Here is a 12,054-nt window from a genome sequence, read left to right on the forward strand (position 1 = left end):
TCAGGCATTGACAGCGTCGGCAGAAGCGCGTGATTGCTCTTCTCGACGCAGAATTTCACCCGCAAGGGCTAGGTAGGCTTTGGCACCACTGGATAACTTGTCATAGTACATGGCGGGTCGGCCATGACTTGGCGCTTCCGCGAGCCGCACATTGCGGGGAATCACAGTACGATACACCTTATCACCGAAGTGTTTTTTGATCTGATCCGATACTTCGGTCGCTAATCGGTTTCTTGGGTCGTACATGGTGCGCAATACACCTTCAACATGAAGGTCGGCGTTCACGACGCTAGCCAGTTTACTGATGGTATCCATCAATGCAGTGAGCCCTTCCAACGCAAAATATTCACATTGCATGGGGACGAGTACCGAGTTTGCCGCGGTCATCGCATTGATGGTAAGGAGGTTCAAAGACGGGGGACAGTCGATAAAAATGTAATCGTAGCGTGCAACTACAGGCTCAAGCATGGTGCGTAAGCGCACTTCACGGGCAAACACTTCCATCAGCTTGATTTCTGCTGCGGTGACATCACCGTTCGCCGCAATCAGGTCATAGCCGCCGGACGTATCGCTGACCACCACTTGTTCAAACGGGGCTTCTTCAACCAGTAGATCGTAGGCGGTGGCATGGACATCGTATTTATCCACACCACTGGCCATGGTCGCGTTCCCTTGTGGGTCAAGGTCGATAAGTAGCACCTTGCGATTAGTGGCTGCCAGCGATGCCGCTAAGTTGACACTCGTGGTGGTTTTACCCACACCGCCTTTTTGGTTTGCTACCGCGATAACTTTACCCACGTGCCTATGACCTCTACTCGTTAGTCTTTGCTCTCAAGATTACTAGATGACGCGCCCCTTCCAATCCCGGCACCTTCAAAGCTTTGATATCGGTCACAGAACAATCAGTCGGCAGGGCATCTAGCTCCTGTTGGTCCACCTGTCCTTTCAAGGCGTAAAACAGCCCACGCGCATGAGGAAGGTGATGACACCAACTCACCATGTCATTCATCGACGCAAACGCGCGACTTAGCACACCATCAAACCCGGTTTCAGGAACAAACGCTTCGACACGGCTTTGTACTGGCGTCACATTGTCGATACCAAGTTCGTGCAGTACTTGGCGAATAAAACGAATCCGCTTACCTAAGCTGTCGAGCAAGGTGAACTGTTTATCTGGGTTGGCGATGGCCAGAGGGATCCCAGGTAAACCCGGTCCAGTTCCGACATCGATAAAGCGTTCACCTTCCAAGTGTGGTGATACCACCAAACTATCAAGGATATGTTTCACCACCATGTCTTCTGGGCGACGAACCGAGGTTAAGTTATAGGCTTTGTTCCACTTGTCGAGCAAGCCTACATAATCAAGCAGCTGCTGTTGTTGCGACGGAGAAAGCGCAAGGCCGGCTTTCGCCAGCCCTTGTTGAAGTTGCTGTTGCATTTAGGCTCCTTTTTTGAGCATGCCGTGCTTTTTCAAATGCACCAGCAAAATCGAAATGGCCGCCGGCGTGACACCTGAGATACGCGATGCTTTACCGATCGTTTCCGGACGCGCGTCTTGTAGCTTGCCACGTACTTCGTTTGAAAGGCCTTTGATCTGCATGTAATCAAGATCAAATGGGATCACGGTATTTTCATGGCGCTGAGACTTTTCGATCTCGTCTTGCTGACGTTCGATATAGCCGGCGTATTTCACTTGGATCTCAACTTGCTCGCTAGCTTGAACATCGTCATGCGCCGGACCAAAGGTCGGCAACGAGACGATATTTTCATAGCGTAGCTCTGGGCGACGGAGTAAATCTTCTCCGTTTGCTTCACGCGTCAGCGGTGTTTTCAGCATGGCATTGAGCGCATGGACATCGTCTGAGTGAGGATGAATCCAAGTACCACGCAGACGCTGACGTTCTTGCTCCATGTTTTCCATTTTTTGGTTGAAGCGAGCCCAGCGCACATCGTCTACCAGTCCCAGCTCACGCCCTTTTTCGGTTAAGCGCATATCGGCGTTATCTTCACGCAACAGCAAACGGTACTCGGCGCGCGAGGTAAACATCCGGTAAGGTTCTTGGGTGCCCATGGTGGACAAGTCGTCAATCAACACGCCCATGTAAGCTTGATCGCGACGTGGGCTCCATCCTTCTTTGCCTTGAGCTTGTAACGCGGCATTACAACCGGCCAACAACCCTTGTGCTGCGGCTTCTTCATAGCCGGTAGTACCATTGATTTGTCCCGCAAAGAACAAACCGTGGATAAATTTGGTTTCCAGGGTGTGCTTGAGATCGCGCGGATCGAAAAAGTCATACTCAATCGCGTAGCCTGGGCGGATCACGCGCGCATTCTCAAACCCTTTGATCGAGTGGATGATCCCCATTTGCACATCAAACGGTAAGCTGGTGGATATCCCATTTGGATACAGCTCAGTGCTGGTCAATCCTTCCGGCTCGACGAAAATTTGGTGTTTGTCTTTGTCCGCAAAACGCATCACCTTGTCTTCGATCGACGGGCAATAACGTGGGCCAATACCTTCAATCACCCCAGCATACATCGGGCTGCGATCAAGATTAGCGCGAATGACATCATGGGTTTTTTCATTGGTGTAGGTGATGTAGCACGGAACTTGCTGTGGGTGCTCAGACACATCGCCTAAAAATGAAAACACCGGACAAGGAGTATCCCCGTGTTGGGTTTGCATCACACTAAAATCAACCGAGCGAGCATCGATACGTGGGGGAGTACCGGTTTTTAGGCGATCCACCCGAAATGGCAAGGCACGTAAGCGATCCGCGAGTTTGTTTGACGGTGGATCCCCAGCACGACCACCGGCATAGTTATCCAGTCCAATATGGATTTTACCGCCAAGGAAGGTTCCCACAGTCAAGACCACGGTAGTGGCACTGAATTTGAGCCCCATTTCGGTCTCGACGCCAGTGACACGATCTTGGTCGACGATCAAATCCACCACGGCTTGTTGGAACAGTGACAAATTTGGCGTGTTTTCAAGGGTATGACGAATGGCTGCCTTGTACAGTGCACGGTCTGCTTGAGCACGTGTCGCGCGCACCGCTGGGCCTTTCGACGCATTGAGGGTTCGAAATTGGATCCCGCCTTTATCAATGGCTTGCGCCATCGCACCGCCTAACGCATCGATCTCTTTTACCAGGTGTCCTTTCCCGATCCCACCGATAGCTGGGTTGCACGACATCTGACCCAACGTATCAATGTTATGGGTCAATAACAGCGTTTTTTGGTTCATCCGTGCTGCGGCAAGTGCCGCTTCGGTACCAGCATGGCCACCACCAACAACGATGACGTCAAAGTGATCCTGGTAAAACATGATTAAAGCCTCAACCTGGGTAAGTGTGTGAGCATGAACTAAGCAAAAGGGGCGACATTCTAGCGCTTTTTCCGCCAACAGTGAACCAAACCTTGATCAAGATCGTCTCTGGGCGTTAGCTATATATAAATAAGATCTTTATATAGATCTTTTGTTAGATCTTTTATTAGGGAAGACGATCTTTGTGGGTAACTGGAAAAAGATCATAGAGATCAAGGATCTTAAAACGATCACTTGTTGTGGGCGGCCTTGGATCCGATCCTGTATCACCTGGGATCAAAATGGCATGTTATCCACAATGGTAGGGAAGGGGTAAAACTATTAAATGGATAACTAAAGGAAGATCACTGGGTTATTCCTTAGTTATCCACAGATTAAATGGTTAAATAATGCTCACTTGATTTTGTGGATCAAGGGTTCCCACTCGGTAAACCAACGTTCCGCTTCATCCTCAGGGACCGGATGCGCTTGAATATCAATATCGATCCGTTCCCCGACTTTGACGGCGCCAAGGTCTTGTAACAAGGCATCGGCCTTCATGCCCGCCTCGCAGAAGGTGTCATAGCTTGAGTCTCCAATGCCGACCACACCGTAATGGAGATCGCGCAGCATTGGCCGTTCGCTCATTAACTGCTCCATCAGAGGCGCGATGCTATCTGGAAAGTCGCCAGCCCCATGGGTGGACGTGACGATCAACAATGTACTGGCGCTTAGTACATCATCGAGGATCCCTTCATTGACGACGTGGGCCTGATGGCCTTTTGCTTGTAGAAGATCGGCAAGGTGATCACCGACATATTCTGCACCACCGAGCGTACTGCCGGTGATGATGGTTACATTTGCCATACTGTCCTCATTATTCACGGTTATCGCGACTAGTATTTCGGCAGTTGAGTTCAGAGTCAATCGATGAAGGTGTAGCAAAATCAGGGGCGTTGCTGGGATGGCAAACAATTTGATTGCCCCCTGCGAATTTGGCGTCTGTCATCGCCCGAGTGGCTTGATCAATCAAGGGAATAGCGTAGATTTTTCCTTCCATTTGTTGCACCAAGCCAATCGATACGGTGAGCGCACAAGCGCCGCCAGCAAAGGTAAAAGGCGTTTCCGCAATGGCTTGTCGGCACTGAGCGGCCCAATGGGGAGCGACTAAGCAGGCTTGGCCCGCCAACATAACCAAAAACTGATCGGCATGGGTACGGCTGATAATGGCGTCATGCGGTAGGTGGCGAGTAAGAAGTTGGGCGGTAAATTGAAGGAGCTGATCACCCGTATCACGGCCATATCGCCAATTAAGAGATTGAAAACCATCGAGATTGATGCACAGAACGGCCAGTGGATTGTCTGAGGTCGCGCGACCGTGCTGCGCGACACATTGGTAGAAATAGCTGGCGCTCCACGTTTGGGTAAGGGCATCACGTTGAATCTGCTGACGAGCTTGGCGATTAATGTCATATAAATCAAATAAATAAAAATCCATGAGTACTACGGACAGTGCGACAAACACCAATACCACACTTAAATAGAGGGTCTGTGCGTGGAGACTAGAGAGATAAACTAACGGCGTGGGGGCGGGAAGCACTTGCGCGGCGAACATCAACGCGATGGCGCCCAATGCGAGTCCGTAGCGAGCAAAGCGCTCTGTGGGCTCAAAGACTAAAACCACCACGGTCGGTACCACCAGCAGCAACAGCTCGTTTTGGCTGTTCGCATCCAGTACCCAGTAAGACATCACAAACTGTTGGGCAAAGAACACCCCAAAGAGCCAATAACGCGCAATCGACCAACGACCCGCTGCCATTATCCCCCATACGCCCGCATACAAGCCTGCGTAGAGGAGGTTGTGCCACGCGGCGATGAGGCTTTGAAAGGCTAACCAATAGAGCGCGGAGAAGATAAGTGTGCCGAGCACACAAATAAGCCCTAACAGATTGATCATTCGAATCTGATGGCGCATGAGTTGGTTCTGACGGGTTAAACCGATCGATAAGATCGGATTTAAGGACGAGAGCATTTCACCTCCAGCTAGACGCTCTATTAACGTAGCAGATCATGGTGAAAACTGTGGGGATAAGTCAGGATCTTAGTCTGAGGATAACCGCGATCAGCGCCGCCAGAATAAGGGATCCTCGTGGTAAGGATCCCTTGAAGGAGCTGGGGATAATTATTTTCCGATACAGAACGAGGAGAAAATTTTGCCCAGCAAATCGTCAGCTGTGAACTCACCGGTAATGGTGTTGAGGTGTTGCTGGGTTAAGCGCAATTCCTCGGCAAGGATTTCGCCTGCCATATAGCCTTCTAGCTGCGCTTGGCCGATGTCGAGGTGGTGTGCGGCGTTGGCGAGTGCATCCAGATGACGACGACGTGCCATAAAACTGCCTTCGCTGCCTCCAGCATAGCCCATACAGGCTTTTAGATGCTGGCGTAAAGCATCAACGCCTTCTCCGGTTTTGGCACTCAAGCGGATTAGTGCAGGCTCACTGACTGCACACAAACCGAGTGGCTCTTCAGTGATATCGGCTTTGTTGCGGATCACCGTCATCCCCATGCCCTCGGGTAAGCGAGAGACAAATTCTGGCCAAATTTGGGCCGGGTCGGTCGCTGTGGTTGTGGTGCCATCGACCATAAACAATACCCGATCGGCGTGTTCGATTTCACTCCAGGCGCGCTCAATCCCAATCCGCTCCACTTCATCCGAGGCATCCCGTAAGCCGGCAGTATCGATGATATGCAGTGGCATACCGTCAATGTGAATATGTTCACGGAGCACATCGCGGGTGGTGCCTGCGATTTCGGTGACAATCGCGCTCTCTTTACCGGAAAGGGCATTGAGCAAGCTGGATTTACCGGCATTCGGGCGTCCGGCAATGACCACCTTCATCCCATCGCGCATAATCGCCCCTTGATTGGCTTCTTTACGCAACAGGGCGAGACGCTCAATGATATGCCCAAGATCGCTGGCCACTTTACCGTCAGAGAGAAAATCAATCTCTTCATCAGGAAAGTCGATGGCCGCTTCCACATACATGCGCAGATGAATCACTTTTTCGACCAGTTGGTTGACCTGCTTGGAAAAGGCGCCTTGCAGGGACTGTAACGCTGAGCGAGCCGCTTGTTCTGAGCTGGCATCGATTAAATCGGCGATTGCTTCGGCCTGGGCTAAATCCAGTTTGTCGTTTAAGAAGGCGCGCTCGGAGAATTCACCGGGTCGGGCTGCTCGTACGCCGTCAAAGGCGCTGATTCGCTGAATAAGCATGTCCATGATCACCGGGCCACCGTGACCTTGCAGCTCTAGAACATCTTCACCTGTGAATGAATTGGGGCCTTTAAAGAATAGGGCAATGCCTTGATCGATAGGTTGACCTTCCTGATCGATAAAAGGCAAATAATCCGCACGACGAGGCACTAACTCGCGTCCCGTCATTTTTGTACCAATCTCATGAGCGAGAGGGCCGGACACGCGGACAATCCCTACGCCGCCGCGGCCTGTTGCTGTGGCTTGTGCCACGATAGTGTCGGTTTGAGCCATATTGCGCACTCTTGATGTCGGTGACAGGCCTAAAGGCCGTAAACGTGAAAAAGGCGACCGCGTGGTCGCCTTTTTATTATTGCTTGACGCGGCCTAACTTACGAGCGGGAATGAAGGCCTTTTTTCTCCAGCGATTTGTAAATCAAGGTTTGCTGGATAAGCGTCACGATGTTCGATACCAACCAGTATAGAACCAGACCGGATGGGAAGAACAAGAAGAAGAAGGTAAAGACCACGGGCATAAAGGTCATGATCTTCTGCTGCATAGGATCAGTGACTGTGGTTGGACTCATCTTCTGGATCAGGAACATAGAGGCGCCCATCAGAATTGGCAGCACGTAGTAAGGGTCTTGTGCCGACAAGTCTTGAATCCAGCCAAAGAAAGGTGCATGACGAAGTTCAACTGACTCCATCAGTGCCCAATAAAGCGCAATGAAAATAGGCATTTGCAGTACCAGCGGTAAACAGCCACCCAAGGGGTTCACTTTTTCACGCTTGTAAAGCTCCATCATTTCTTGGCTCATGCGCTGACGATCGTCACCGATACGCTCTTTCATTTCTTGCAGCTTAGGCTGCAGCATGCGCATTTTCGCCATCGAGGTGTACTGCGCTTTGGTCAGTGGGTACATGGCACCACGGACAATGAAAGTCAGCATGATAATTGCGATACCCCAGTTGCTGACGAAGGTTTGAATCGTCGAGAGCAACCAGTGTAGTGGCTTAGCGATAAACCACAGCCAGCCATAGTCGACTACCAAGTCTAGGCTTGGCGCCACCGCGGCCATTTGCTCTTGCAGTTTCGGACCAACCCACAAGGTTGCGGTGAGCGTTTTACTGGTGCCTGCTGCAATGGTATCGCTGGTTTTGGTTTGGATATAACCATACTGGGCGGTAGTACGGGTGCTCAGCACATTATTGTCCGCACGTGGGATCCACGCGGTAGCAAAGTAGTGCTGGATCATCGCTGCCCAACCTTGGTTAAACGTCACATTCAAGTTTTTGCTTTGCATGTCATCAAAGCTGTATTTTTCGTAACGTTTATCGTCGGTAGAGTAGGCGCCACCACGATAGGTTGGCATGGTTAAGCTGCCACCGTCGTCCAGCAGGTTTTGTTTTAGCTGGGTGTACATGGTGACACTGGCGTTGGCATCGGTTTGGTTATCGATGGTGTGCTCTACATCCACCGCATAGCTGCCACGCTTAAGCACAAAGGTTTTGGTGTACGTGATCCCGTCTTTTTCAACCGTCATTGGTACGCGCAGGGTGTCTTGGTCGTCAGAGAGGGTAAAGGTGTTTTGCGCCACCTGATACTGGGCACGGCCTTGCGCAGTATCAATACCATTGGCACCAATTAAACCGCTTTGCGCCACAAAGGTATGATCGGGCTTGGTGTGCAGCAGCGTGAAGGCATTGTCAGAGTTGAGCTCCGCATCGTACTGAGGCAGCTCGGCGTGCACAACATCACCGCCTTGTGTATCCACTTTAAGTGTTAATACATCGGTTTTGATGGTGACGAGCTTGTCAGAGACAGGCTGTGCATCGAGAGACGTGGTATCGCCATTGTCGCTGCTAGGCACGTCACTGTGAGTGGTTTGCTGCTGCTCAACGCCCTGTCCCTGCGGCTGCGGGGATTCTGGTTTGTTCCATTCCATGTACAGCATGAAAGAAACGAACAATAGGGCAATCAACAGGATATTACGTTGGGAATCCATTGTTAATTGTCTCTGTTATGGTGGTCGCAAGGCGGCACGGGATCGTAACCGCCATCATTCAAAGGGTGGCATTTTAATAGACGTTTGCCTGCCAACCAACACCCTTTTATCACACCATGGGATTGAATCGCCATGATGGCATAGTGGGAACAGGTTGGTGTAAACCGGCATCGTGGCCCAATCAATGGGCTGATCACCAGTTGATATCCCCGAATCAGCGCGATGAGCGCTTTTTGCGCGGCGGTCGCGACAAACGTTGCCATAACTTGTCCAATTCGTCTCGCAGCGCTTGATTGCTTAGGTCGTTGGCACTTTTTTTCGCGATAACCACAAAATCTTTCGCCGGTAGTTGATGCTGACGTAAACGAAAGCTCTCGCGAACCACACGTTTAAAGCGGTTGCGATCAACGGCAAGTTTGATTTGCTTTTTCGGAACAGCTTGACCGAGACGTGGGTGGTCGAGCGAGTTAGATCGGGCGAGTATGGTTAAGTGCGGCGAACCTGCGCGATGCGGTTGCTGGAAGACGGCACTGAAATGTTCGGGAGTTAGCAGACGTAACTCCCGAGGATAAGCGAGCTTATTCACAAATCACTGCGGATTATTTAGAAAGCTGCTTGCGGCCTTTCGCACGGCGAGCGGCAATGACCTTACGGCCGTTCTTAGTCGCCATGCGCGCACGGAAACCGTGAGTGCGCTTACGCTTTAGAACTGAAGGTTGAAAAGTGCGTTTCATGGTTTCTACCTTTATTACTGATCAGTGTTAGGTTTGTTAACCCGACGTGGGAGGTTAGCAACAGGCAATACCTTAGCCAATGTCTCCGACGCCTCTCAACAAAGAGGGCGGATTGTAGCCATTGACTAACGATTAGTCAATCACTAAACCGATGCCACTCCGGGCCGGGAATTATAAGCGCTCAGTCAGAGATCGCAAGGATCCTTCGTTTACGATCGCCAGTTAAGAAGCGATCCCGACTTGATTCAAAAACTTATGCAAGCGTGGATCGGCGCAGTGATTAAACAGCCAATCCGGTGTGCCTTGGGCTATGATGTGGCCGTCGTTCATAAACACCACGCGGTCAGCGACATCGCGAGCAAACTGCATCTCGTGAGTGACCACCAGCATGGTTTGATGGCGTGTGGCGAGCTTTTTCATCAACGCCAATACTTCGCCAACCCACTCTGGGTCTAATGCAGAGGTAGGCTCATCGAAAAGCAGCAATTCGGCCTCAAGTGCCATCGCACGGCCAATGCCAACCCGTTGTTGCTGTCCACCCGATAAGGAAGCGGGGTAATGGTCTCCTTTATCACCCAAGCCTATGTCGTCGAGAATTTGTTGCGCGCGCTGACGTGCTGCCTCTTTAGACCAGCCTTTTACCGTTCTCAGCCCTTCGGCGATATTGTCTCGTGCCGTGAGGTGAGCAAATAAGGCATAATTTTGAAACACAAAGCCTGTCTGGCGCCGCAACGCCAAAATCGCCTGTTTACGGGTGCTTGCATCGCCACTATCAACACGCTGATCGCCGATACTGATCACCCCTTGCTCCGCGCGTTCTAGGAAGTTAATACAACGCAATAGGGTGGATTTTCCCGTACCGCTCGGACCAATAATACACACGATTTCGCCACGCTCGATGGACAAATCGATGCCATCAAGTACCGCGACGCCTTGGTAGACTTTTTTAAGCTTTTCTATCTTAATCATCGTTGGTACGCCTTATTAAGATGGCTTTCTGCCCAAAGTTGCACTCGGGTCAAAGCGACCACAACCGCCCAGTAGATCAGTGCGACTGCCAAATAGGCTTCGAAGAATTTAAAGCTCGACGACGCTTCCATCTGCGCCTTCGCCATGATTTCTGCCACCCCGAGCGTGAAGGCGAGTGATGTAGCTTTGATCATATCGATGAAGTAATTCATCAGCGAGGGAAGTGCGATCCGTGCTGCCTGTGGTAACACAATGCGCTGCATGGCTTGGCTAGTCGTCATGCCAATGGCCAGACTGGCTTCCATTTGGCTGCGATCCACGCTGGTAATGGCGGCACGAATTGACTCGGCCATATAAGCAGAAAAGTGTAAGCTGATCCCGATCACCGCGGCTGTGAAAGCATCCATTCCGACTAACGCGGGGATGACCTGAGGCAGACCGTAATACAGTAAAAATAGCTGAACCAGAAGTGGCGTACCGCGAAAGAAACTAATAAACAGTTGCGCGAGGCCATTGAAAACCGGTAGGCGAAACACGCGGATCAGTGCAATCGTCACTGCCAAAATCAGTGCAAACACTAATCCCCACACCGCCATCTCTAACGTTATTCCCAGATACTTCAGCAGTAACGGGAACAGAGAGGCCATATAGTCAAAATCAAACGCCATGTCTGTCCTTTAGATACACAGACCCGCCAAAGCGGGCCTATTTATGTGAGTAAATACTTACTTTTTAGTGACGTCGCCGCCAAACCACTTAACAGAAATCTGTGCCAAGGTACCATCTTCTCGCATGGCTGAGAGGGCGGTGTTCACTTCATCACGTAGGCGCTGACCGCGTTCTGAGTCGACAAATGGCCAAGCATTGGCAATGGTTTCAAACGGTTGTCCGGCCAGTTGAAGTGGCAAGCCCGATTCTTTTATCAGCTGCATGGCTGACAGGCGATCCATCACAAACGCATCGGCCCGACCGAGGGCGACATCGTGTTCAATCCCGGTCTCGTAGGTTTTAATGTCGATATCCTCGGCTGCCGAGTGTTCGCGCAACAATTGCTCGAAGTTCGAGCCAAGGTTTACTGCAACGGTTTTGCCTTTCAGATCAGCCACAGACTGAATCGTGTCATTGCCTTTACGAACCGTGATCTGTGCGCCGTCGACCACATACGGGTCGGTGAACAAATAGGTTGCCTGACGCTCGTCGGTGATGGTGATTTGGTTAGAAATGGTGTCGATACGCCCGGTTTGTAACAGACCAAACAGGCCAGAGAAGTTAGCGGTCACATACTCGACTTGGTAGTCATTGCGGCGGCCAATCTCATCCCAAAGGTCAACTTCAAACCCTTGCAGCTGGTCTTGCTTCACAAAGGTGAAAGGGAAATAGCGCCCAGACATCCCCACTTTCACGGTTTCTTTGGCGAACGCGGGCACTGAAATCACCATGCTCACACTTAGCAAGGTGCTCAAGATCCATTTACTCATGACAATACTCCGTAATGACAACTTCAATAATAGGACGCGTATCATAGAAGTGAACGATCACTGGCGAGAAATACCGTCTGGTTATGAGCCATAACTTTATTCTCCGCGCGCGTCTCATTAAGGAGATGTGTGCAATCTTGTGAGTAAAAAGCGGGTACCTTGTGGCGATCCATGGTATATCTGTGGGATCTATGTGAATAACTCCGATCTTATTCACTGATTTCGGGATCTTGTGGGTGGCGATCTTCGCCTGACAGGAGTACCATTGTGACCTTTTCTTTTTCGGTATAACTGCGTGGAGTCAAAC

At 50.9% G+C, this 12,054-nt stretch carries 13 protein-coding genes; all 13 read right to left on the minus strand.

Features of this window, described 5'->3' with window-relative positions:
- The 13 genes from E8E00_RS13790 to E8E00_RS13850 all read right to left on the minus strand — a co-directional run bounded on the left by E8E00_RS13790 (position 1) and on the right by E8E00_RS13850 (position 11,708).
- Complete coding sequence (locus E8E00_RS13790) at positions 1-798, minus strand: ParA family protein (RefSeq protein WP_069590720.1); 798 nt, start codon at positions 796-798, stop codon at positions 1-3.
- Positions 799-811: 13 nt separating this feature from the next.
- The gene (gene rsmG / locus E8E00_RS13795; RefSeq protein ID WP_069590722.1) at positions 812-1,438 is read right to left on the minus strand and encodes a 16S rRNA (guanine(527)-N(7))-methyltransferase RsmG; all 627 of its coding nucleotides are present in this window, start codon (positions 1,436-1,438) and stop codon (positions 812-814) included.
- Positions 1,439-3,328 (minus strand): tRNA uridine-5-carboxymethylaminomethyl(34) synthesis enzyme MnmG, encoded by a 1,890-nt coding sequence (gene mnmG, locus E8E00_RS13800; protein ID WP_077456646.1) that lies wholly within the window; start codon positions 3,326-3,328, stop codon positions 1,439-1,441.
- 393 nt (positions 3,329-3,721) lie between these two features.
- Positions 3,722-4,174 carry an FMN-binding protein MioC gene (gene mioC / locus E8E00_RS13805; protein WP_069590725.1) on the minus strand — a complete coding sequence of 151 codons (453 nt, stop codon included), beginning with the start codon at positions 4,172-4,174 and terminating at the stop codon, positions 3,722-3,724.
- Between the two features lie 10 nt (positions 4,175-4,184).
- Positions 4,185-5,339 (minus strand): GGDEF domain-containing protein, encoded by a 1,155-nt coding sequence (locus tag E8E00_RS13810; protein WP_096630315.1) that lies wholly within the window; start codon positions 5,337-5,339, stop codon positions 4,185-4,187.
- 150 nt (positions 5,340-5,489) lie between these two features.
- Positions 5,490-6,854, minus strand: a complete 1,365-nt coding sequence (mnmE, locus tag E8E00_RS13815) for a tRNA uridine-5-carboxymethylaminomethyl(34) synthesis GTPase MnmE (protein ID WP_096630313.1) — start codon at positions 6,852-6,854, stop codon at positions 5,490-5,492.
- Between the two features lie 98 nt (positions 6,855-6,952).
- The gene (yidC, locus tag E8E00_RS13820; RefSeq protein WP_069590731.1) at positions 6,953-8,566 is read right to left on the minus strand and encodes a membrane protein insertase YidC; all 1,614 of its coding nucleotides are present in this window, start codon (positions 8,564-8,566) and stop codon (positions 6,953-6,955) included.
- 2 nt (positions 8,567-8,568) lie between these two features.
- A complete protein-coding gene (yidD, locus tag E8E00_RS13825; RefSeq protein WP_077456636.1) occupies positions 8,569-8,829 on the minus strand; it encodes a membrane protein insertion efficiency factor YidD in 261 nt (86 codons plus the stop codon).
- Complete coding sequence (gene rnpA, locus E8E00_RS13830; protein ID WP_069590733.1) at positions 8,781-9,152, minus strand: ribonuclease P protein component; 372 nt, start codon at positions 9,150-9,152, stop codon at positions 8,781-8,783. Before rnpA ends, yidD begins: the two co-directional genes overlap by 49 nt.
- A 13-nt stretch (positions 9,153-9,165) precedes the next feature.
- The gene (gene rpmH / locus E8E00_RS13835) at positions 9,166-9,300 is read right to left on the minus strand and encodes a 50S ribosomal protein L34 (protein ID WP_025672864.1); all 135 of its coding nucleotides are present in this window, start codon (positions 9,298-9,300) and stop codon (positions 9,166-9,168) included.
- 222 nt (positions 9,301-9,522) lie between these two features.
- Entirely contained in the window at positions 9,523-10,269 is a 747-nt protein-coding gene (locus tag E8E00_RS13840) for an amino acid ABC transporter ATP-binding protein (RefSeq protein WP_069590735.1), read from the minus strand.
- A complete protein-coding gene (locus E8E00_RS13845) occupies positions 10,266-10,937 on the minus strand; it encodes an amino acid ABC transporter permease (protein ID WP_096630311.1) in 672 nt (223 codons plus the stop codon). The genes E8E00_RS13840 and E8E00_RS13845 overlap by 4 nt, the downstream gene beginning before the upstream one ends.
- 57 nt (positions 10,938-10,994) lie before the next feature.
- The gene (locus tag E8E00_RS13850) at positions 10,995-11,708 is read right to left on the minus strand and encodes an amino acid ABC transporter substrate-binding protein (protein WP_069590739.1); all 714 of its coding nucleotides are present in this window, start codon (positions 11,706-11,708) and stop codon (positions 10,995-10,997) included.
- Between the last annotated feature and the right edge of the window lie 346 nt (positions 11,709-12,054).

It is taken from the genome of Salinivibrio sp. YCSC6, from assembly GCF_004916735.1.
GTDB lineage: Bacteria > Pseudomonadota > Gammaproteobacteria > Enterobacterales > Vibrionaceae > Salinivibrio > Salinivibrio proteolyticus.

What these genes read in the sequence shown, in the direction of transcription:
- rsmG (WP_069590722.1), bottom strand. Translation starts at nt 1,438, where the DNA reads ATGCAACAGCAACTTCAACAAGGGCTGGCGAAAGCCGGCCTTGCGCTT.
- mnmG (WP_077456646.1), bottom strand. Translation starts at nt 3,328, where the DNA reads ATGTTTTACCAGGATCACTTTGACGTCATCGTTGTTGGTGGTGGCCAT.
- mioC (WP_069590725.1), bottom strand. Translation starts at nt 4,174, where the DNA reads ATGGCAAATGTAACCATCATCACCGGCAGTACGCTCGGTGGTGCAGAA.
- E8E00_RS13810 (WP_096630315.1), bottom strand. Translation starts at nt 5,339, where the DNA reads ATGCTCTCGTCCTTAAATCCGATCTTATCGATCGGTTTAACCCGTCAG.
- mnmE (WP_096630313.1), bottom strand. Translation starts at nt 6,854, where the DNA reads ATGGCTCAAACCGACACTATCGTGGCACAAGCCACAGCAACAGGCCGC.
- yidC (WP_069590731.1), bottom strand. Translation starts at nt 8,566, where the DNA reads ATGGATTCCCAACGTAATATCCTGTTGATTGCCCTATTGTTCGTTTCT.
- yidD (WP_077456636.1), bottom strand. Translation starts at nt 8,829, where the DNA reads ATGGCAACGTTTGTCGCGACCGCCGCGCAAAAAGCGCTCATCGCGCTG.
- rpmH (WP_025672864.1), bottom strand. Translation starts at nt 9,300, where the DNA reads ATGAAACGCACTTTTCAACCTTCAGTTCTAAAGCGTAAGCGCACTCAC.
- E8E00_RS13840 (WP_069590735.1), bottom strand. Translation starts at nt 10,269, where the DNA reads ATGATTAAGATAGAAAAGCTTAAAAAAGTCTACCAAGGCGTCGCGGTA.
- E8E00_RS13845 (WP_096630311.1), bottom strand. Translation starts at nt 10,937, where the DNA reads ATGGCGTTTGATTTTGACTATATGGCCTCTCTGTTCCCGTTACTGCTG.
- E8E00_RS13850 (WP_069590739.1), bottom strand. Translation starts at nt 11,708, where the DNA reads ATGGTGATTTCAGTGCCCGCGTTCGCCAAAGAAACCGTGAAAGTGGGG.